Here is a 20,353-nt window from a genome sequence, read left to right on the forward strand (position 1 = left end):
ATGTGGCGCGTGCGCCGGCTCAGCCGAAGCGACCGGAGATGTACGCCTCGGTGTCCGGGTTGTCCGGCTTGGTGAACATCTGCTTGGTGGGGTTGAACTCCACCAGGTGGCCCGGCTGGCCGGCGGCCTTCAGGTTGAAGAAGCCGGTGTCGTCGGAGACACGGGCGGCCTGCTGCATGTTGTGGGTGACGATCACGATCGTGTAGTCGGACTTCAGCTCGTGGATGAGGTCCTCGATCGCGGCGGTCGAGATCGGGTCGAGAGCCGAGCACGGCTCGTCCATGAGCAGCACCTCCGGCTGGACCGCGATCGCACGGGCGATGCAGAGCCGCTGCTGCTGACCACCGGACAGGCCCATGCCGGGCTTGCCGAGACGGTCCTTGACCTCGTTCCACAGGTTGGCGCCGCGCAGCGCGCTCTCCACGATCGAGTCCGCCTCGGACTTCTTGATCCGCTTGGAGTTGAGCTTGTTGCCGGCGAGCACGTTGTCGTAGATCGACATCGTCGGGAACGGGTTGGGCCGCTGGAAGACCATACCGACCTTGCGGCGTACGGCCACCGGGTCGACGTTCGGCCCGTAGATGTCCTGACCGGCGATCTGGATCTTCCCCTCGACGTACGCGCCGGGGATGACCTCGTGCATCCGGTTGAGGGTGCGCAGGAAGGTCGACTTGCCGCAGCCGGAGGGCCCGATGAAGGCGGTCACCGACTTCGGCTTGATGGACATGGAGACGTCCTCGACGGCCTTGAAGTCGCCGTAGAAGATGCTGGCGTCCTTGACTTGAATGGACATGTGTTTCTCCTAGCGCCCGGTCTTGGGGGCGAAGATCGTGCCGACGATACGGGCGATGAGGTTGAGGACCATGACGAGGATGAAGAGCACCAGTGCTCCACCCCAGGCGTACTCGACGCCCTTCGCCGTGGCCTCGGACAGCTGGGTGTAGATGAAGACCGGCACGGTCATCATCGGGCTGTCATCGAAGGCGTTGGTGTTCAGGTTCGGGTTGAACCCGGAGGCGACCAGCAGCGGCGCGGTCTCGCCGATCACTCGCGAGATCGCGAGCACGACGCCGGTGATGATGCCGCCGATGGCGGTCGGGAGCACCATCCGGGTGATGGTGCGCCACTTCGGCACCCCGAGCGCGTACGCCGCCTCCCGCAGGTCGTCCGGGACCAGCTTGAGCATCTCCTCGGTCGAGCGGACGACGGTCGGGATCATCAGCAGCGAGAGCGCGATACCGCCACCGAAGCCGAAGCGCGTGCCCGGCCCGACGATCAGGGTGAAGAGCGCGAACGCGAACAGACCCGCGACGATCGACGGGATGCCGGTCATGACGTCGACCAGGAAGGTGATCGCCTTGGCGAGGCGGTTGCCCTTGCCGTACTCGATCAGGTAGATCGCGGTCATGATGCCGATCGGGATCGAGATCAGCGCGGCGATGCCGGTGACGATCAGGGTGCCCATCAGAGCGTGGTAGAGGCCGCCCTGCTCATCGCCGGTGACCGAGCGCATCGAGAAGGTGAGGAACTCCGGGCTGATGGTCGCGGCACCGCGGGCGACGACCATGTAGACCAGCCAGATCAGCGGGATGACCGCGACCCCGAAGGCCGTCCACACCAGCCCGGTGACGAACTTGTCGGTCGCCGAGCGACGGTTCTCCACGAGCAGCGCCCACAGTGGGTAGCCGATCAGGAACCCGAGCAGGCCGATGACGGCGGCCCCGACGATGCTCACACCGAGCACCAGGGCCAGGCCGCCGAGGGCGACCGCGGCGACGCCGACCAGCCACTGGGCTCCTCGCGGGAGGGTGGCGTGGGACAGCTGGGTCTCCTGCTGAGCCGCGTCGTTCACAGAGGGGTCGATGTTGCTGCTCACTTGGCCCTCCCTCGGGCGACGATCCAGCGGGCGAGTGCGTTGATCAGGAAGGTGAAGGCGAACAGCACGAGGCCGGTCGCGATCAGCACGGAGAGTCGGTCGGGCGTGCTCTCCTTGTAGCCCTGAGCGATGTGAGCCGCGATCGTCTGCGGGTTGTTGGTGCCAATGATGAACAGCGAGATCAAGACCTTCGGCGAGGCGATCATCGCGATCGCCATGGTCTCACCGAGGGCCCGGCCGAGGCCGAGCATGACCGCGGAGACCATGCCGGAGCGGGCGTAGGGGAAGACCGCGTAGCGGATCATCTCCCAGCGGGTCGCACCGAGCGCGAGAGCCGCCTCCTCGTGCAGTCGCGGCGTCTGCGCGAAGACCTCGCGGCAGATCGAGGTGATGATCGGCAGGATCATCACGGCCAGCACGATCGAGGCGGTGAACAGCGTACGACCGTTGCCGGAGGGCTGGCCGTCGAAGAACGGCAGCCAGGCGAGGTTCTCGGAGAGCCAGGCGTGGGCCGGCACCAGGTAGGGGCCGAGCGCCACCGCACCCCACAGGCCGAAGACGACCGACGGGACCGCGGCGAGCAGGTCGATGACGTACGCCACCGGGGTGGCGATCCGGCGCGGGGCGTAGTGGCTGATGAAGAGCGCGATCGCCACGCTGAAGGGGACCGCGACGATCAGTGCCAGTACGGCGGCGTACATGGTGGCGTACAGCAGGGGCACGACCAGGCCCAGGAACGAGCCCTGGCCGGCGTAGTGCTGCTCGTCCACGTTGAAGCCCGGGATGCCCTCGATGCCCAGGAAGATGAAGACGGCTGCCAGCGCCACCAGAATCAGAGTGGCGGCGATGACGGCGAGGCCTCGGAAGACGACATCACCCACCGAGCCACGGCCGGAGGAAAGCTCCGACTTCGGGTCAACGCCAGGGTCGGCGCCGGGGTCAGCGGCGACAGTCACAAGGCATTCCTCGACTTTCTTGTTTGGGTTCTTAAGACAGCCGTACGGGCGGCGGCCGCAGCCACCGCCCGAACGGCGATCAGGTCAGACGTACCGGCACTTACTTGATGCCGCCGACCAGGTCGAGAGCCTTGTCGGCGATCTCACGGTCGAGCGGCGCGGAGCCGGCCTCCTCGGCGGCGACCTCCTGGCCCTCCTCGGAGAGGATGTACTCCAGGTAGCCCTTCACGTTGGCCGCGTCCTCGGCGTTCTCGTAGGTCGGGCAGGCCAGCAGGTAGGAGACCAGCACGACCGGGTAGACGCCGGCCTCGGTGGTGGTGCGGGCGACCTCGACGGCCATGTCGCTGTCGCTGGTGCCGACCGACTTCGAGGCGGCCAGGATCTTCGCGGCGGCCTCGGCGGTCGGCTCGACGAAGTCCTCGCCGACCTTGACCTTGGCGGTGGCGAGGTCGTTCTCGCGCGCCGCCGACTCGTCCATGAAGCCGATGTAGCCGGCACCCTGCATGGCGGTCACGACACCGGAGGTGCCGTCGCCGCCCTCGCCACCCTTGATGGAGGCGGGCCACTCACCGGAGGGCTCCTCGGCCCAGCCACCGGCGGCCGCGAGGTACTCGGTGAAGTTCTCCTGGGTGCCGGAGTCGTCGGAGCGGTGGACCGGGGTGATCGCGGTGTCCGGAAGCTTCGCGTCCGGGTTCGTGGCGGCGATCGCCGGGTCGTTCCACTTGGTGATCTTGCCCGCGAAGATGTCGGCGATCGTCTTGGGGTCGAGGTTGAGCTCGTCGACACCCTCGACGTTGAAGACGACGGCGATCGGCGAGACGTAGCCGGGAACCTGGATCGGGTCGGCGCCGCACTGCTCCTTGGCCTTGCTCAGCTCGCCCTCGTCGTCGTTGAGAGCGGAGTCGGTGCCGGCGAAGAGGTAGCCGCCGGTGATGAAACCCTCACGACCCGAGCCGGAGCCCACGGGCTCGTAGACGACGCTGAGGTCGGGGTTGGCGTCCTGGATGCCGGCGACCCATGCCGCCTGGCCCTTTTCCTGCGAGGAGGCTCCGCCACCCTTGAGGGTGCCCGAGAGGGTGCCTTCCCCGTCGCTGCCGCTGTTCTGCTCGTTGGCAGCGCCGCAGGCGCTGATCGCAAGAGCAAGGGCCGCAGCCGTGATGCCCGGGACGAGTGCCCGGCGCAGCGAGGTGGTGTTCACGCAAGTCTCCTGATTGATGATGCAGTCGATTCGGAGTTGTCGCGATGACCGTAAGGAGCCGAGGTGGACGGGAAACTCGGCGAAGGTGAACACAGGCTGAACGAGGAATTCAAAGTCGGTGGCAAATCAGTGTCAGTTCCGGGCACAGGAGATGAACAGGCAGGCCTCAAGCCTCTGTTAGACCTGAAATGCCTCAACAGCACGCACTTCACCTGCGCGCACGTGCAGCACCATCAGCTCGCCCTTCGCCAGCTTCGGGTCACGCATCCCCAGCCCCTCGAAGACCCACGGCAGCACCGGTCGGTGCGTGCAGATCACCGTCGGAACGGCCAGGTCACGCAGGGTGTCCGCAGCCAGGGCCGACACGCTACCTTCCTCCGCACCCTCCTCGCTCAGCAGGCTCATCTGCTCGGACGCAATGCCGGCGAGCCCGGCGTACGGCGCGACGGACTGCGTGCAGCGAACACTCGGCGAGGTGATCACCCGGCGGATGTCGTAGGCCATCAGCATGCCTGCGAGAGCGACCGCCTGGGTCCGGCCGGTGTCGTCGAGCGGCCGCTCCTGGTCTGAACGGGACCAGGCCGAACGGCCGACGGACGAGGCGTGACGGAGTACCACGAGGGGCGTGGTGGGGTCGCGTACGTCCTCGGCCTGCTGGAGCGTCGCCCGGTCGTGCGGGTAGGTGAGCCGCTGGCGCGCCTCGTCCACCGGCAGCCACTCGACGTCATCGATCTCGTCGTTGATCAAGTAGCCCTCGACGTCGTCGTCGGCGCCGACAGCGGTGCGGCCGACCCAGTAGTGGACCACCTTCTGCCCCGCCTCGACGGGATAGCGCTGCTGCTGGAGCGGGCGGCCGAGCGCGACCCGCAGGCCGGTCTCCTCGCGCACCTCGCGGATCGCGGCCACCGGCACCGTCTCGCCGGGGTCGACCTTTCCCTTGGGAAAGGACCAGTCGTCGTACTTGGGTCTGTGGACCAGTGCCACCTCCGGCAGGTCGTCGTGCTCGCGAAAAACCACTACGCCTGCGGCCGGGATCTCGGGCATGCGCACAGGGTATGTCGTGAAGGCGGCTGATTCGTCTAAGGTTCCTCGCAATGCTCCGCACCCCCCAGCTTCTCGGCCGCCCCAGGACGTGGGCAGACCGGTCGTCCCGAGTCGTACGCGCCCACCCCTTGTTGACCATCGCGGTGGGCGTCGTCGTCGTTGCGCTCGTCATCTTCCTCGCCCGAGCATGGGCGACCCGCGGGGGCGACCTCGACGAGGCGCTGCGGCTGGCTCCCGCCGAGGCGACCCGGGTCTCCTTCACCGACTGGACGGGAATCCGCGAGAGCGTCGGTGCCGATCTCGATGCCGACTCCACGCCGGAGGAGGTCCACGAGATGATCGACGAGGCCTATACGAAGGACCTCACCTCGACCTCGGTGCTCCCCGACGCCTCCGGTCTGCTGCAGCAGCACTTCGGCTGGTCACCCGCGACCCTCGACTGGGAGCTCTACACCCAGTCCACCGAGGGAGCGCTCATGATCGGGCACCTCGAGGACATGGACGCCGACCATCTCGTCGAGCAGCTCACCTCGATGGGGTTCACCGCTCCCGAGGACGATCCCGCGGACGGCGGCGTCTGGGACGGCACCCTGGTCCCGTTCTCCAGCTTCACCGACTCCGGCATCGACTCGACGATCAGCCCGCAGCTCACCTACATCGCCTTCCTGCCCGAGGATGACCTCATCCTCGCCTCGGACGGCAGGCGCTATCTGAGCGACCAGATCGAGAGCCTCGGCGACGGCGACCTGCACGAGCCGATGACGGACGCCGCCGACCGGCTCGGCGACCCTCTCTCCGCGTTCGTGTACGACGGCGACTTCACCTGCACCGAGATCGGGCTGGGCGGTGCCTCGGCCGCCGACCAGGACCAGGCAGACGGCCTCATCGACGCCGCCGGAGACATCAACCCGATCGCGGGCTTCGCCATGGCAGCCGAGTCGAACGGCGACGTACGTGTCGCGATGTCGTTCGAGAACGACGACCAGGCGCGTACGAACGCCGACACGCGGGCCAAGCTCGCCGTCGGCCCGGCGCCCGGCCAGGGCGGCACGTTCGACGAGCGGTTCGAGCTCGGAAAGGTGGCGGCCGAGGACGAGGTCGTCACCATGCAGCTACGGCCGAAGGACGGCGCGGCCGTGCTCTCCGACCTGGCGAACGGGCCGCTGCTCTTCGCGACCTGCTGACGCCTTTAGGGGATGATCCCGAGGATGCGGTCGATCTCCTCTTGGGAGAGGTGATCCTCGGACTCGCTGGCGGCGACGATGAGATTGGTCGTGAGCTCGACCTCGAGGAGCAGCTCGGGATCTTCCAGTGTCACATCGAACTGATCAGCCACGCTCGCCGCCTCCTCACGTCACGCTCAAAAAGCTCGTCTTCACATCATCGCCCAGTCTTGGTGGATCTGCGCGCTGATCCACCAAGAACCATCAAAAGTTGTCACATCAAGCGTGACACAGAAGCCTGAGAGGGCCCCAATCAGACCACGAGGCCCCAGCCGAACGGCTGGGGCCTCGTTGCAGATGATCATTGTCGGCAGGTGCCGAACCCGAGATCGCCTTAGCTACTCATAGAGCCTTGTTTCAGAGAGGGCGAACGTTCTCCGCCTGCGGGCCCTTCGGACCCTGGGTGACGTCGAACTCGACCTTCTGGTTCTCGTCCAGCGACTTGTAGCCGTTGGTCTGGATCGCAGAGTAGTGAACGAAGACGTCGTCGCCGCCGTCCTCCTGCGCAATGAAGCCGAAACCCTTCTCGGCGTTGAACCACTTAACGGTGCCCTGAGCCATCTGCTCGTTACTCCTTAGTCGGGGCGAGAGGCCACCAGGTTCGGTAGCCCCGCATCAGGGGCGGGTGACACGTCGCTCCGACCTGTGTTCCCGGACCGGGGTCCGGGCGGGCACAGAGCAGAAACGCCGTTGGATCACAAACTCCGCAGGCGTCAGACCTTCTGGAACTTGCACCTGTTGCGGGAGTGACACTAGCAACTCACGCGCCTGTGCGAACCCCCCTTGACCGATCGTTTTACGCGCGAAGCGGTGAAGGTTGCGCAACAGAGCCGTGAAACGACCGCTCAGCGGGACGTACGTCCACCGATTCCGAAACGGAGGAAACGCCTTCGGTGACTCGAAGACTGTCCTCATCGAGCGGGCGCGGCCGACTGGCTCGGCGGGCGGATCAGCAGGGTGAGCGTTGCGGCGATCCCGATGGCTGACGCCGCGATCATGGCGGCGGCCGGCCAGCCGAACAGCTCCACCGTCGCGGCCCCGCAAGCGGTTCCCACGCTGCCACCCACGAAGTAGACCAGCATGTACGCGCTGTTGAAGCGGGCCGGTGCCGCTGGATCGATGGCCAGAACTGCGCTCTGGTTGGCCACCTGCGCAGCGAACAGCCCTGCATCGAAGACGGCCAGGCAGATCAGCGTCACGACCGTGTTCGCAAGGCTGAAGCCCACCGTAGCGGCAGCTACTCCTGCCAGTACGAGGCCGACAACGATCACCCGGCGAGCACCGAAGCGGTCCGTGCCACGCCCTGCGACCTGGGTGGCAAGGATGCCTGAAAGGCCGGCCAGTGCGTACAGACCGATACGCTCGGCCGGGTACGAGAACGGCGGCTCGGAGAGCGCCACCGCCATCCCCGCCCAGATCACACAGAACGCGAAGAACCACAGTGAGCCACACAGGGCCGCAAGACGTAGGGTCGAATGGAGTGCGAACAAGCCAGGCAGGGAGCGCAGCGTGGCGAGGTAGCCACGCTGCGTGGTGCCGAGTGACTTCGGGACCGCGACCAGGCAGCACACCGCGACGAGGCCGCAGGCCGTAGCGAACACCAGCAGCATCCCGCGCCAGCCGATCTCGTCTGCTAGCCACCCGCCCACGATCCGGCCGGCAAGGATGCCGGCCGAGATGCCGGCGGTCACGATCCCCAGGACGGTTGCCCGCCGCTGCCGAGGAGCCAAACGGCTTGCGACCGAGCTCAGACCGGCCCCGACCGCTGAGCACGCCCCGACCACTCCGACAACCGGACCGAGCAGTATTGCGGTGGGGACCGCCGCACTCGCAGCGAGCGCACATGCAAGGACCCCGAACTGAGCGGCCAGAACCCGCGCAGGGGCGAAGCGGTCGACCAGCGGCACGAGCAGCGCAAGTCCGATCATGTAGCCGATCGGTCCGAACGCGAGCGCGATCCCGACCGCAGCGATCTGCGTGCCCAACGAGTCCGCCACATCCGCGATCGCTGGCTGCATCGGGTAGATCGTCGACGTGCCGAGGGCGGCCGCAACCGACATGAACAGGACTGCAGGACCACGTAGTGAGGCGGAAGCAGGAGCCGGGGATCTGGAATCTGTATGCACCCGACTGACCGTAGAGAAGCACGACCTGCGCTACTGGCGGGATTGCGACGTCACCGTCCCCCGGCGACTGCTGCGCCCATTGCGGAGCCAGGCCCCAAGTCGCATGCGCGACTTGGGGCCTGGTTGCAGGTAGGCCGTGTCGGTCTCGAACCGACGACCCATGGATTAAAAGTCCACTGCTCTACCAACTGAGCTAACGGCCCGCCGGGAGTCTACCGGAGCAGCGGCCGTGTCCTATTCGTGGTCGCCCAGCCGCGCCGACGACTTTCCGCGCTCGCTGATGATCCGGGCGCATCGCTCGGCGGCCGCCTCGCCGGTCAGCGCGTGCTCGAGCAGGAGCTGCGTCCAGCGCTCATAGCGGGCGACCTCGACCGGATCGGCGATCTCGAGGTCGCCGGCGCTGGTCTCGAGGGTGACGATCCGGTCGCGCTGGTCCCAGCCGTGCTGGACCAGAAGGGGGAAGCTCTCGAAGGGGACGATCCCGATCGTCGCCTGGGTGGTGGTCGCCAGGTTGGCGATGTGCTCGATCTGGGCGCGCATGATGTCGGGCGAGCCCACCAGGTGATGGAGGGCGGCCTCGCCGACCAGGATGGTGATCGTCCGGCCGGGCTCGTAGAGGATCGCCGAGCGACGGAGCCTGGCCGCGATCACGTGGGAGACCTCTCCGGCAACGGCATCCCGGTCATGCGAACCACCCGCCAGCGCCAAGAGGGCACGCGCGTAGTCGGGGGTCTGCAACAGCTCGGGGACACTGTGCGGCTGGTAGCTGGTCAGGACCTTCGTGGCCACCTCGGTCGCTGCGTACGCATCTTGATGCTGCTCCGCACCGCCGCCGCTCGGATGAGCGTCGCGGAACGCGGCGTGCTCCTGGTCGGCGCGGGCGCGCAGCGCGAGCAGCATCTCCCGGTCGGCACCCACCGCGGCCGCCCAGGCACGGACCTCGGCCTCGGAGACCGACTGCCGGCCGGACTCGATCTTCGACACCTTTGGCTGGGACCAGCCCGAGCCCAGGGCATCCGCCAGACCGGCTCCGGTCAGGCCGGCGGCGCGACGGGCATCCCGGAGCGCCTCGGTCAGTGCTTCACGGGCTCGACGGTTGGGGCGCGGCACGGCGACAGCCTCCTTCGACAGCTTCGACAGGTTCGACAGATTCGGCGAACCACCATCGTGCCCGATGGGCATACGATACGTCCAGATGCACATCATGATTGGCAAGATCGAAATATTATGCTCTACTGAATCCGGGGTCGACGTCGACAGGAAGGCAGGGCCTCGATGAGCATCCGACGAACCCACCCCGGACGACCACGCCTCGTCCCCTCGAACACGGCAGCCCCACCGCGCGAGCAGGTGCTTCACGCCGCGGCGCAGCTGTTCGTGACCAAAGGCTTCGCGGCGACCTCCACACGGGAGATCGCCGACAAGGTCGGGATCAGGCAGGCGTCGCTCTACTACCACTTCACCGGCAAGGACGAGATCCTCGCCGAGCTCCTGGAGCGATCCGTCCGACCCACCGTCGATCGGGTCGACCAGATCGAGCAGCTGACCGCGTCCGCGGGCCCCGAGGCCACGCTCTACCTGCTGGCCCTCGTCGACATCCACACGCTCGCCGAGGCGCCGGACAACATCGGCATGCTGGCCACCCATCCCGACGTGACCAGCAGCGACGCGTTCGACGCCTTTCGCAGCATTCGCGCCGAGCTCGCCGATGCCTACGGGCGGATCGCCACCCGGGCCGCGACGCGCGGCGTCGCGACAGCGGCCGAGCCGGGCCACCTCGGGGAGATGCTCATGCATCTGGTCGAGGTCACCACCACCCTCCGCGGCAGCGGTGCGCCGATCGACGACGCGACCGCCGCCGTCATCGCCTCGACCTGCCTGCGCGCGTGCGGGATCCCCGACAGTCGCATCACCCCGGCAGCCTCGTCCGCGACCACCCTCGTCGACGGGCTGTCGATGAAGGCGCCGACATGACAGCGGGCCCGACCGGCTCTGAGCTGGTCGGGCCCGCTGCGTACGAACGAATCTTCGTTCAGTGGGTCCCGGTGATGCGGTCGAGCGGGCCCGGGGTGTAGGGCGAGTTGGCCTCCAGGTAGTTGGCGAAGGCGTCGATGTCGAGGCCGCCGTAGTAGGGGTCGGTGCCCTTGGTGAAGGCCGCGAAGGCGTCGCCGCCGCCCTGCAGGAAGTTGTTGGTCACGACCCGGTAGGACGCGGCCTTGTCGATCGGCTGGCCGTTGAGCGTGACCGATCCGTCGACGGGACCCGAGGGGCTGATCTGGTAGGAGAAGCCCTCCGAGACCTGCAGGATCTTGTGGGACGCGGCGTTGGCTCCGGTGACCTGCTGGGTGAGCAGGTCGTAGATGTCCTGGCCGGTCATGGTCAGCGAGACGAGGTAGTTGTTGAACGGCTGCACCGTGAACGCCTCGTCGTAGGTGACCTCACCGACGGCCTCCCCGTAGGGCGAGTTGGTCGCGGTCAGGTCGGCGCGGATGCCGCCCGGGTTCATGAACGCGATCACCGGCGTCTGCCCGTTGACGACCGTCGACTGGTCGGCGAGCTGGGCGTCGGCGATGAGGTCACCGAGGGCGCTCTCGCCGGAGGCGTTGGTGGTGCGGGTGACGTCACCGGAGATCGAACCGAGCACCCGGGAGGCGATCGGGGTGACCAGCTCCTTGTAGGTGTTGATCAGCGTGGTCTGCTCGGGGGCCTTCGCCACGTCACGGGTGACGAGAAGGTTCGAGCCCTTGACCGACGAGCGGACGATGTCGCGCGACTTGAGGTTGTACTTCAAGTTGGTCTCGGTGTAGAGCCGGCCGAAGGACGATGCCGAGGTGATCAGGCGGGACTTGCCCTCGGGGTCCGGTACGTCGCAGACGTAGGGGTTGTGGGTGTGTCCGGTGACCACCATGTCGATCTCGGGGTCGAGATTCTGGGCGATCGGCACGATCGGCGAGCCGGCGACGAGCTCGCCGCCGCCTTCGCAGGTGTAGTCGTACCTGGCGTTGACGTCGTAGACCGTGCCGGTGGCGGGGTCGGTCCACTTCTCCCTCGGCAGGTTGGCACCCTCGTGGATCAGAGTGACGATCGCCTTGACGCCCTTCTTCTTCAGCTTGGGCACGAGCGCGTTGGCGGTCTCGACCTCGTCCTTGAAGGTGAGGCCCTTGACCCCCTCGGCGGTGACGATGTCGGGAGTGCCCTCCAGGGTCATGCCGATGAAGCCGATCTTGACGCCGTCGATCTCCTTGATCGCGTAGGACGGCAGGATCGTCTTGCCGCTCGCGTCCTCGATCACGTTGGAGGCGAGGATGTCGAAGTCGGCGCCCGCGTACTCGTGGGCGGCGCAGGAGTTCTGGTTGTCCTCGCCGTCGCCGTCGTCGATGCAGCCGCCGTCGGCGATGCGCTGCAGCTCCTTGTAGCCCTCGTCGAACTCGTGGTTGCCGACCGCGGTCACGTCCAGGCCGAGCTTGTTGAGCGCCTCGATGGACGGCTCGTCGTGGAAGGCGGCCGAGAGCAGCGGCGAGGCGCCGATCAGGTCACCCGCGGCGACGGTCAGGGAACGGTCGTGGCCCTTGCGCGCCTCGGCCAGGTGGGAGGCGAGGTATTCCACGCCGCCCACGTTGACGGTGTCATCGACCGGCTTGCCGGTGGCTGGGTCGATGTGGTGTCCGGTGACCAGTCGCCCGCTCGAACCCGACGGCGCCTCGAGATTGCCGTGGAAGTCGTTGAACGAGAGCAGCTGGACATCGACCAGGTTCTTCCCTGGTTTGGCTGAGGCAGAGTTCGCGAGCGGAGTGGCAACTGCGGCGGCCGCTAGGGCGACGACGGCAACGGCCACAGCGGGGCGAAGAGTTCGGGTGAAACGAGGCATTGCTGTGCTCCCCATCTGAGTGATCAACGAGGGGAACAATGCCCCTTCGGGTTCTGATTGTGAAGAGGTAACAGGATTACCGCCGCCGAATCGTCATCAACCGTTAATCAGTGGCAAATTTTTGCTTCGGGCTCCGCTTCAGCCAAAAAATTCGGTAACGTCCACCGCCCCGCCGGCCTCCTCGAACTCGTCGCGGACCGTCTCCCGCAGTTTCGCGTCGGAGAGGTAGTCGGCAGCCACCCCGGCGAGGCCGTAGGCGGCATCGACGAGCACCTCGTCGGCGTACGGCGTGACCGCGGCAGCGGCGAACTCGCGGCTGTGCAGCGACACGTCGGGCTCGGCGATCTTGACCATCGCATGCAGGCCGGGGACCCGGAAGGAGACGTTGCCGAAGTCGGTGGAGCCGGCGAGCAGGTCAGGGACGACGCCGGGCGCGAGGACGGTGTGGTTGCGCTCCTGGTAGCGACGGTTCCACGCCTGCGCCAGTCCGCTGTTGTTGCGGATCGGCAGGTAGACCGGCGACGTGTCCCAGCTGAACTCGACACCGCAGCCAGTCATCAGCGCCGCGCCCATCGCCATCTCCTCGAGCCGCTGGGAGAGGATCTTGAGCGTCTCCGGGTAGGTGGAGCGTACGTAGAACTCGATCGAGGCGTGCTCCGGGATCACGTTGGGGCGCAGGCCGCCGTCGGTGATGATCGCGTGCACCCGGTCGGTCGGCGGCATCTGCTGCCGGTTGAGCGCGACGCCGGTGTAGAGCAGGTTGGCCGCGTCCAGGGCGTTGCGCCCCATGAACGGCTGGATCGAGGCGTGCGCCGGCACCCCCACATACGTCACCTTCAGCTGCCTCCGGCCCAGGAAGACCGGCTCGGAGCTGTCGTAGGTGAACGGGTGGACCATGATCGCCGCGTCGACGCCGTCGAAGGCGCCCTTCTGCGCCATCAGCTCCTTGCCGCCGCCGCCCTCCTCGGCCGGGGTGCCGAGCCAGATCACGCGGCCACCGAGCTTGTCGATCACGCTCGCGATCGCCAGGAACGCGCCCACGCCGACCGTGGCGATCAGGTTGTGGCCGCAGCCGTGACCGATGCCGGGGAGCGCGTCGTACTCGGAGAGCACCGCGATCGTCGGACCCTCCTTGGTGCCACCCGCCGAGGCGTACAGGGCGGTCGGCAGGCCGTAGGCACCACGCGCGACCTCGATGCCGTGAGCCTCGACGAACTCGGCCAGACCGGCCGAGCTCCGGTGCTCCTCGAAGCCGGTCTCCGGGTGCTCCGCGAGGTCGTGGGAGACCGCTACCAGCTCGGGTCCCAGGTCCACGAGCTTGTCGCGGATCGCGTCCAGGATCCCCTTCGGCGCACCCGCCGAGGTCGACTCGGCGGCCTTCGTGATGAGCGCCTTGGCGTCTGTTTCGTCGCGGAGCTGGTTGACCAGGAACGGGTTCGGCTGCTGCGGCTGGCTCATGTGGCCAGAGGCTATCGGTGATGTGTCATCGATCGCTGAGGGCCCAGCCGTCGGCGACGATGCGTGCCTCGTCGGCGGGTCGGGAGGAGTCGAACGACGTACGCCGCCCCTGGCTCACCACGATGCCGTCGACGTAGATTCCGCGACCCTGGGAGGACGAGTCGGTCTCGTAGGTCCACCGCACCGTGGTCGTGCCGTCCGGGAGCTCGGCGCGGCCGCACAGCCATCGGCGGCCGCCGTAGCCGTTGACCGCCTCGCTGGTCTCCCAGCTCCAGTCACCACCCTCGAGCGTCCAGGGCAGCGGGCTGAAGGTGGTGCCGTCGGTGGAGTACTGCAGCCGGCCGAAGTCGAAGCGTGGCTCGGTGTCGAAGTAGTAGTCGAAGCGGACCTTCGCGCCGTCGGTGGCCGCGAGCGGCACGTCGAGCGTCGCCTTCTTCGCGTTCGTGCGACCCGAGAACCACGACGTACGTCCCCTCGCCGGCCGGACCGCCGAGGCCATGCCGAGCGCGTCGGAGACGGCGCGTCGGGAGGGGTTGTTGCTGCCCCAGTCGCGGCTGGGGTGGACGCGGTTGGTCATGAGCACGACGAGCTGGTGGCCGATCGGGTCCATCACGATGCTGGTGCCGGTGTAGCCGGTGTGACCGAAGGAGACCGGGGACCAGATCGGGCCGTGGTACCAGGTCGTGGCGAGCTCCCAGCCGAGGCCACGAGAGCTGGTGAACCGGGCTCCGGTGTAGTCGCGCAGCGACAGCCTGACCGTGTCCTCCTTCAGGATCCTGGTGCCGTTGTAGACGCCGCCGTTGAGGTACATCTGGCCGAACCTGGCCATGTCGGCCGCGGTCGAGAAGACGCCCGCGTGACCGGCGACGCCACCGAGCGCCCAGGCGTTCTCGTCGTGCACCTCGCCACGGATCATCGGGCGTCCCGCCCAGGGCTGGTACTCGGTCGCGGCGACACGGTCGAGGCGGTCGGCGGGCGGGTTGTACATGGTGTCGCGCATTCCGAGCGGCTCGGTGATGTGGTCGCGGACGTAGACATCGAGCTTCTTCCCCGAGACCCGCTCGACCAGGAGCCCGAGGGTGATCAGGTTGATGTCGGAGTAGCGGTAGATCTGCTCGGGCGCGTGCGTCGGCGTCGTGTCCATGATCGCCGCAACGCGCTCGTCATAGGTGTCGTAGCCCGCCCACAGCGACGGCGACGGGCCGGCGAGCAGGCCGGAGACGTGGGTGAGGAGATGGCGTACGAGGATCGCGTCCTTGCCGTGCGACGCGAACTCCGGCAGGTAGGTGACCACCGGCGCCTCGAGGTCGAGGCTGCCCTGCTCCATCAGCTGGAGGATCGCGGTCGTGGTGAGGAGCTTCGACATCGAGGCGATGTCCCACATCGTGTCCAGCCCGGCCGCGACCTGCTGATCGGCCGGGAGCTCGACGACGGTGGTGCCGTCGAGGCCGTATCGGAGCGCCTTGCCCACGCTCTCGTGGGCGACGATGACGCCGTCCTTGACCGCGATCGCGGTGGCCCCTGCGTACAGGGGGTGGGCAGGGTTCTCCGTCGTCGGCTCGAGGAACCGGGTCAGCTCGGTGCGGATCCTCGCGATCTGCGCCGGGTCGAGGCCGACCTGGCGGGCATGGCCGGGACGCAGGACGGTGCGCGGGGTGAAGGTCAGCTCGTCCGGCGTGATCGTCGGTGGCTGGCCGGCCAGCGAGGCCAGCGCCCTGATCGCCTTGGTGGGGTCCTCCGGGGTCGAGGCCACCGCGGCACCGCCGAGGAGAGTCATCGCGACTCCGCCCAGGGTGCCGCCGAGAAGCGTGCGCCGAGAGGTCATGAGCATGTCCGGAGACGGTGTCATACCCCGATACTGCCGCTCCGGCGCGAGCTTCGTGCGTGAAAGGAAATTTTCTTTCACGGCGCAGGTCTCAGAGCGTCGGCCAGTGCTCCGCCCACGGCTTCGTCTGCTCCAGCTGAGCTGCGACCTGCAGCAGCAGGCCGTCGTCGCCGAGCTGGCCGGAGAGCTGGATGCCCAGCGGCAGTCCGGTGGCGGTCCGGTAGGTCGGCACCGAGATCGCCGGGCGTCCGGTGATGTTGGCGAGCTGGGTGTAGGGCACCCAGCCGAGGTTCTCGGCGACCAGCTGGTCGATCATCCCGGTCGCGCGCATGACCCGTCCGCCGTGCACCTTGTGCAGCACCCGTGCCGCGGTCTGGAGCGCCTTGGGCGTGGTCAGCTGCCCGACCTTCAGCGGCGGCTTCGCCAACGTCGGAGTCAGCAGCAGGTCGTACGTCTCGTGGAACGCGCTGAGGCGGCGTACGTGGTTGCGGCGGTTGATGTGCGCAAGCTCGACGGCGACCACTCCCCCGGCCCGGCCGAGCTCGGCCACGGCCAGGGTGTCGGCCTCGAAGTCGGCGTTCTTGGCTCCGACGCGGAGCTTGGCCTCGGCGACCTCGGCAGCGGCGGAGGCGAACCAGATGGTGAGGAAGTCGCGGCCGAGCTCGGCGGCGTCGTAGGGCGCCTCGACCTCCTCGACGTCGTGGCCGAGCGCTTCGAGGGCCTTGGCCGCATCCTCGACGGCCGCGATCGCCTCCGGGTCGGGCGCGGTGATCGAGGACGTCGAGGTGAACCCGATCCGGAGCTTGCGCGGCGCGGTCGCGATGGCCTCGGAGAAGGCCGCGCCGGGGTGCGGCGCGTGGATCATCGCCATCGGCTGGTCACCGATGAGCGCGTCGTAGAGCCCGGCCGCGTCGCGGACCGTGCGGGTCACCACGCCCTGGACGACGAAGCCGTTGGACGCATCCAGGCTCTGCGGGCCCAGCGGCAGCAGCCCGCGGGTGGTCTTCAGACCGACCAGGCCGTTGCAGGCAGCCGGGATCCGGATGGACCCGCCGCCGTCGTTGGCGCCGGCGGCTGGGACGATCCCGGCGCCGACCGCGGCCCCGGAGCCACCCGAGGAGCCGCCGGGCGTGTGGTCCGTGTTCCACGGGTTGCGCGCGGCGCCGAACAGCTCCGGCTCGGTGATCCCCTTCGACCCGAACTCCGGGGTGTTCGTCTTGCCGAAGATCACCAGGCCCGCGTCCAGGGCACTCTGGGTGAAGTAGGAGTGCTCCTCGGCGACGTCGTCGACGAGCGACCGCGAGCCGTAGGTCGTCGGGTGCCCCTGATACTCCTGAGCCAGGTCCTTCACCAAGAACGGCACCCCGGCGAACGGCCCGCTCGGGCCGTCGCCGGAGACCTGGGCGTCGGCCTCGGGGATGTCCGCGACGATCGCGTTGATCCGCGGATTCACCGCCGCCGCCCGTTCCCGCGCCGCGGCCAGGACCTCGGCCGCGGTCACCTCCTTGGCAGCGACCAGCTGCGCCAGCCCGGTGGCGTCGTACGTCAGATACTCATCGACCCGCATGAGCGCAGGCTAGGGCATTTCAGTCCATCCGTGGGCTGACTCCCGGCCCGACGTCGAGCCCACCGAAGTAGAAGACCGTCAGCACCAGCAGCCAGGCGACCCAGAACGGGATCACGAACGGGAGGGTGCGGGAGATCAGGGTGCCGAGACCTGCTGCCGGTTCGTACTTTCTGATCATCATCAGCACGACGAACATGTAGGGGTTCATCGGCGTGATCACCTGGGTCGCACTGTCGCCGATGCGGAAGGCGGCCTGGGTGAAGCCAGGCTCGAAGCCGATCAGCGCGAACATCGGCACGAAGACCGCACCCATGATCGTGTACATCGAAGATCCGCTGATGATGAACAGGTTCAGGATCGAGCACAGGATGATGAAGCCGATGATCACCGGGAAGCCGGTAAGGCCGGTGGCCTGCAGCCCGTCGGCGCCGACCTTGGCGAGCGCGGGACCGACGTTGGACCAGTTGAACAGCGCGATGAACTGTCCGAGCATGAACGCCAGCACCAGGAACGGTGCCATCTCCTTGATGCCCTCACCCATCACCTTCGGCACGTCGGCGGCGGTCTCGAGGGTGCCCGCGACGAATCCGTAGACGATCCCCGGGGCGAGGAAGAGCACGAAGGTGATGAAGACGATCGAGTCCATCAGCGCGGACTCCGGCAGGAAGTTCCCGTCGTCGTTGCGCCAGGGCGAGCCCTGCGGGAGCACTGCCAGGACCATCGCGACCGCCAGGACCGTGCCGGTCGCGATCGCCGCCCGGAGCGCCTTGCGCTCCTGCGGCGTGAGCTGGGCATCCAGCGGCTGTCGGTGGCTCCTCAGGGCCGCGGCGACCTCTTCGTCGTTGCTCTGGAAGCGGTCGTCCGCGTCGCCTTCGACCTCGTCGGTCGGGACGTTCTGACGGACCATCCTCGGCTCGAGGACCCGGTCGATGATGAAGCCGGCGACCAGCGCGAGCACGATCGCCGAGGCGACGTTGAAGTAGTAGTTGGAGACCGGCGTCACCGCGGCGCCCGGGTCGGGGAGCGTCGCGGTCACCGAGTTGGTGATCCCGGAGAAGAGCGCGTCCAGGCTGGTCACCACCAGGCTGGTCGAGTAACCGGCGCCGGTGGCTGCGAACCCACCGACAAGGCCCGCCATCGGGTGCCTGCCGGCGGCCTTGAACACCGCGGCGGCCAGCGGCGGGATGACGATCATCGACGCGTCCGCCATCACGCTCGCGGTGACGCCGACGACCCCGAGGGCGTACGGCAGCAGCCACCGCGGCGCGGAGGCCAGGGTGAGGCGGATCCCCGCCGCGAGCAGCCCCGTCCGCTCTGCGACCGTCACGGCGAGCAGGATCGTCACCACGGTCAGCAGCGGCGGGAACCCGATGAAGTTCGCGCCGATGTTGACCGTGAGCCAGGTCAGCCCCTCGGCCGTGAAGAGCCCGTTGATCACGAGCGGCTCGTCGGCGCCGGGGAGGGTCACCTGGGTGTCCATGGCGGCCAGGAGTGTCGAGATCACCCCGACGACCAGGAACAGGATCAGGAACAGGATGAACGGGTCCGGCAGCTTGTTGCCGGTCCTCTCGACCCAGGCGAGCACCCGGTCGCCTCGCGTCGATGCGTTCGGTTCAGTGGTTGCGGACATACAGCTCTCCTACCGAGTCGGAGCGTGGGTTCGCCTGCAACAACGAAGGCCCCGCGACGCTAACAAATCAGCATCTCGGGCCGGCGCGATTTGGTGGGGCCGTTGGTCAGTTGAAGATCTCCCGGTAGTCACCCTCGACCCGGTCGCGCTTCCACAGGTCGATGCCGGTGGAGGCGGCGTACTCGTCGATCCTGGTCAGCTCCTCGGTCGTGAGCTCGGGGCCGGAGAGCGCGCCGATGCAGTCGGTGACCTGCTCGGGGCGAGAGGCGCCGATGACGACCGAGGTCATCCGCGGATCGCGCAGCGCCCAGGCGAGCGCCATCTGAGCGAGCGTCTGGCCACGGTCGACGGCGAGGGCGTTGAGCGACTCGATGCCGGCGAGCGTCTCGGGCGTGAGTGCCTCCGGGGTCAGGAAGCGGGCCTTGGCAGCGCGCGAGTCCTCCGGGATGCCACCACCACCGAGGTACTTGTTCGTCAGCAGCCCCTGCGCCAGCGGCGAGAAGGAGATCGCACCGGCCCCGACCTCGTCGAGCGTGTCCAGCAGGCCATCGGTCTCGAGCCAGCGGTTGAGGATGGAGTAGGACGGCTGGTGGATCAGCAGCGGCGTACCGAGGTCGCGCAGGATCGCCGCCGCCTCACGGGTCAGCGCCGAGGAGTAGGAGCTCAGTCCGACGTAGAGCGCCTTCCCGGACCGCACGATCTGGTCGAGGGCGCCCATCGTCTCCTCCAGCGGCGTGCTGGGGTCGGGGCGGTGGTGGTAGTAGATGTCGACGTAGTCGAGCCCCATCCGCTTCAGGGACTGGTCGAGGCTGGAGATCAGGTACTTCCGCGAGCCGCCGATCTTGCCGTACGGCCCCGGCCACATGTCCCAGCCGGCCTTGGTCGAGATCACCAGCTCGTCGCGCAGCCCGGCGAAGTCCTCGCGCAGATGGCGGCCGAAGTTCTCCTCGGCAGACCCGTAGGGCGGGCCGTAGTTGTTGGCCAGGTCGAAGTGGGTGATGCCCGCGTCGAAGGCCGTACGCAGGATCGCCCGCTGCCGCTCGAACGCCAGGTCGTCACCGAAGTTGTGCCACAGCCCGAGGCTGACCGCGGGCAGATCCAGGCCGCTGTGCCCGGTCCGCCGATACTGCATCGCGTCGTAGCGGGACTCCGAAGGAACGTACGTCATGCGCCGATCCCCTTTCCGGCGCGCAGCGCCACCTTGATCATCGGCCACTGCAGCGGCAGCCGCGCGACCGTACCAGCGAAGAACCCGGCCGACTTGGGGGTCCGCTTCCGGTTCGCCCGCTTCCCCGCATCGACGCTCATCTGCACGTTGGCCGGGAACACACCCACCAGCAGCGCGGCACTCGCGAGCCCCGCGATCCGACGGGTCTTCGGGTGCAGCAGCCCCAGCCCGCAGACGATCTCCGCGACCCCGGAGACCTCGACCACCTTGCGCGCATCCGGCAGCGCCGACGGCACGATCGGCTCGAAGACCTGCGGCCTCACCAGATGCAGGGTCCCCGACCCGAGGAACAATGCGGCCAACCCGGCCAGCGGCAGATCGAGCCGCGAAGAAGAAGATTCAGTGCTCACGGGA

18 protein-coding genes and 1 tRNA gene are annotated in these 20,353 nt (G+C 67.9%); 2 read left to right on the plus strand and 17 right to left on the minus strand.

Translation table 11 applies throughout. The features are described from left to right. Nucleotides 1-19: 19 nt before the first annotated feature. The 5 genes from pstB to ACFX43_RS08250 form a co-directional block, all read right to left on the minus strand. Nucleotides 20-793 carry a phosphate ABC transporter ATP-binding protein PstB gene (pstB, locus tag ACFX43_RS08230; protein WP_141801331.1) on the minus strand — a complete coding sequence of 258 codons (774 nt, stop codon included), beginning with the start codon at nt 791-793 and terminating at the stop codon, nt 20-22. A 9-nt stretch (nt 794-802) separates the two neighbouring features. Continuing rightward, on the minus strand, nt 803-1,876 hold the full coding sequence (gene pstA, locus ACFX43_RS08235; protein WP_378819292.1) for a phosphate ABC transporter permease PstA: 1,074 nt from the start codon (nt 1,874-1,876) through the stop codon (nt 803-805). Further along, nucleotides 1,873-2,832 (minus strand): phosphate ABC transporter permease subunit PstC, encoded by a 960-nt coding sequence (gene pstC, locus ACFX43_RS08240; RefSeq protein WP_378819294.1) that lies wholly within the window; start codon nt 2,830-2,832, stop codon nt 1,873-1,875. Before pstC ends, pstA begins: the two co-directional genes overlap by 4 nt. A 100-nt stretch (nt 2,833-2,932) precedes the next feature. Then, nucleotides 2,933-4,030 (minus strand): phosphate ABC transporter substrate-binding protein PstS, encoded by a 1,098-nt coding sequence (gene pstS / locus ACFX43_RS08245; RefSeq protein WP_378819297.1) that lies wholly within the window; start codon nt 4,028-4,030, stop codon nt 2,933-2,935. A gap of 177 nt (nt 4,031-4,207) precedes the next feature. Then, a complete protein-coding gene (locus tag ACFX43_RS08250) occupies nt 4,208-5,074 on the minus strand; it encodes an NUDIX domain-containing protein (protein WP_378819300.1) in 867 nt (288 codons plus the stop codon). Nucleotides 5,075-5,124: 50 nt separating this feature from the next. On the opposite strand from ACFX43_RS08250, the gene ACFX43_RS08255 reads away from it, so the two are divergent. Then, nucleotides 5,125-6,258 (plus strand): hypothetical protein, encoded by a 1,134-nt coding sequence (locus tag ACFX43_RS08255; protein ID WP_378819303.1) that lies wholly within the window; start codon nt 5,125-5,127, stop codon nt 6,256-6,258. A 5-nt stretch (nt 6,259-6,263) separates the two neighbouring features. On the opposite strand, the gene ACFX43_RS08260 is transcribed toward ACFX43_RS08255, so the two are convergent. The 5 genes from ACFX43_RS08260 to ACFX43_RS08280 form a co-directional block, all read right to left on the minus strand. Continuing rightward, on the minus strand, nt 6,264-6,410 hold the full coding sequence (locus tag ACFX43_RS08260) for a hypothetical protein (protein ID WP_165111317.1): 147 nt from the start codon (nt 6,408-6,410) through the stop codon (nt 6,264-6,266). 244 nt (nt 6,411-6,654) lie between these two features. After that, the gene (locus ACFX43_RS08265) at nt 6,655-6,858 is read right to left on the minus strand and encodes a cold-shock protein (RefSeq protein ID WP_045548871.1); all 204 of its coding nucleotides are present in this window, start codon (nt 6,856-6,858) and stop codon (nt 6,655-6,657) included. Nucleotides 6,859-7,208: 350 nt separating this feature from the next. Further along, nucleotides 7,209-8,357, minus strand: a complete 1,149-nt coding sequence (locus ACFX43_RS08270; protein ID WP_378819307.1) for an MFS transporter — start codon at nt 8,355-8,357, stop codon at nt 7,209-7,211. A gap of 196 nt (nt 8,358-8,553) precedes the next feature. Continuing rightward, nucleotides 8,554-8,626: transfer RNA gene (locus ACFX43_RS08275), tRNA-Lys, on the minus strand. A 31-nt stretch (nt 8,627-8,657) separates the two neighbouring features. Next, complete coding sequence (locus tag ACFX43_RS08280; protein ID WP_378819309.1) at nt 8,658-9,533, minus strand: helix-turn-helix domain-containing protein; 876 nt, start codon at nt 9,531-9,533, stop codon at nt 8,658-8,660. Between the two features lie 165 nt (nt 9,534-9,698). On the opposite strand from ACFX43_RS08280, the gene ACFX43_RS08285 reads away from it, so the two are divergent. Next, nucleotides 9,699-10,397 carry a TetR/AcrR family transcriptional regulator gene (locus ACFX43_RS08285; protein ID WP_378819312.1) on the plus strand — a complete coding sequence of 233 codons (699 nt, stop codon included), beginning with the start codon at nt 9,699-9,701 and terminating at the stop codon, nt 10,395-10,397. Nucleotides 10,398-10,455: 58 nt separating this feature from the next. Here ACFX43_RS08285 and ACFX43_RS08290 read toward each other — a convergent pair whose 3' ends face one another. The 7 genes from ACFX43_RS08290 to ACFX43_RS08320 form a co-directional block, all read right to left on the minus strand. Next, nucleotides 10,456-12,291 (minus strand): bifunctional metallophosphatase/5'-nucleotidase, encoded by a 1,836-nt coding sequence (locus tag ACFX43_RS08290; protein ID WP_378819315.1) that lies wholly within the window; start codon nt 12,289-12,291, stop codon nt 10,456-10,458. A gap of 138 nt (nt 12,292-12,429) precedes the next feature. After that, nucleotides 12,430-13,749 carry a M20 family metallopeptidase gene (locus tag ACFX43_RS08295; protein WP_378819317.1) on the minus strand — a complete coding sequence of 440 codons (1,320 nt, stop codon included), beginning with the start codon at nt 13,747-13,749 and terminating at the stop codon, nt 12,430-12,432. Between the two features lie 25 nt (nt 13,750-13,774). Continuing rightward, the gene (locus ACFX43_RS08300) at nt 13,775-15,598 is read right to left on the minus strand and encodes a serine hydrolase (RefSeq protein WP_378819319.1); all 1,824 of its coding nucleotides are present in this window, start codon (nt 15,596-15,598) and stop codon (nt 13,775-13,777) included. Nucleotides 15,599-15,665: 67 nt separating this feature from the next. Next, nucleotides 15,666-17,141, minus strand: coding sequence for an amidase (locus tag ACFX43_RS08305; protein WP_378819321.1), 1,476 nt, complete (start codon nt 17,139-17,141; stop codon nt 15,666-15,668). Nucleotides 17,142-17,160: 19 nt separating this feature from the next. Beyond that, nucleotides 17,161-18,771: an AbgT family transporter gene (locus ACFX43_RS08310; protein WP_378819324.1), complete on the minus strand. Its 1,611-nt coding sequence runs from the start codon at nt 18,769-18,771 to the stop codon at nt 17,161-17,163. 106 nt (nt 18,772-18,877) lie between these two features. Further along, nucleotides 18,878-19,939 carry an L-glyceraldehyde 3-phosphate reductase gene (mgrA, locus tag ACFX43_RS08315; protein WP_378819326.1) on the minus strand — a complete coding sequence of 354 codons (1,062 nt, stop codon included), beginning with the start codon at nt 19,937-19,939 and terminating at the stop codon, nt 18,878-18,880. Next, complete coding sequence (locus tag ACFX43_RS08320; protein ID WP_378819329.1) at nt 19,936-20,349, minus strand: DoxX family protein; 414 nt, start codon at nt 20,347-20,349, stop codon at nt 19,936-19,938. The genes mgrA and ACFX43_RS08320 overlap by 4 nt, the downstream gene beginning before the upstream one ends. Nucleotides 20,350-20,353 lie beyond the last annotated feature (4 nt).

This window comes from Nocardioides sp. YIM B13467 (genome assembly GCF_042788075.1).
GTDB lineage: Bacteria > Actinomycetota > Actinomycetes > Propionibacteriales > Nocardioidaceae > Nocardioides.

What these genes read in the sequence shown, in the direction of transcription:
- pstB (WP_141801331.1), bottom strand. Translation starts at nt 793, where the DNA reads ATGTCCATTCAAGTCAAGGACGCCAGCATCTTCTACGGCGACTTCAAG.
- ACFX43_RS08250 (WP_378819300.1), bottom strand. Translation starts at nt 5,074, where the DNA reads ATGCCCGAGATCCCGGCCGCAGGCGTAGTGGTTTTTCGCGAGCACGAC.
- ACFX43_RS08255 (WP_378819303.1), top strand. Translation starts at nt 5,125, where the DNA reads ATGCTCCGCACCCCCCAGCTTCTCGGCCGCCCCAGGACGTGGGCAGAC.
- ACFX43_RS08265 (WP_045548871.1), bottom strand. Translation starts at nt 6,858, where the DNA reads ATGGCTCAGGGCACCGTTAAGTGGTTCAACGCCGAGAAGGGTTTCGGC.
- ACFX43_RS08270 (WP_378819307.1), bottom strand. Translation starts at nt 8,357, where the DNA reads ATGTCGGTTGCGGCCGCCCTCGGCACGTCGACGATCTACCCGATGCAG.
- ACFX43_RS08285 (WP_378819312.1), top strand. Translation starts at nt 9,699, where the DNA reads ATGAGCATCCGACGAACCCACCCCGGACGACCACGCCTCGTCCCCTCG.
- ACFX43_RS08290 (WP_378819315.1), bottom strand. Translation starts at nt 12,291, where the DNA reads ATGCCTCGTTTCACCCGAACTCTTCGCCCCGCTGTGGCCGTTGCCGTC.
- ACFX43_RS08295 (WP_378819317.1), bottom strand. Translation starts at nt 13,749, where the DNA reads ATGAGCCAGCCGCAGCAGCCGAACCCGTTCCTGGTCAACCAGCTCCGC.
- ACFX43_RS08300 (WP_378819319.1), bottom strand. Translation starts at nt 15,598, where the DNA reads ATGACACCGTCTCCGGACATGCTCATGACCTCTCGGCGCACGCTTCTC.
- ACFX43_RS08305 (WP_378819321.1), bottom strand. Translation starts at nt 17,141, where the DNA reads ATGCGGGTCGATGAGTATCTGACGTACGACGCCACCGGGCTGGCGCAG.
- ACFX43_RS08310 (WP_378819324.1), bottom strand. Translation starts at nt 18,771, where the DNA reads ATGTCCGCAACCACTGAACCGAACGCATCGACGCGAGGCGACCGGGTG.
- mgrA (WP_378819326.1), bottom strand. Translation starts at nt 19,939, where the DNA reads ATGACGTACGTTCCTTCGGAGTCCCGCTACGACGCGATGCAGTATCGG.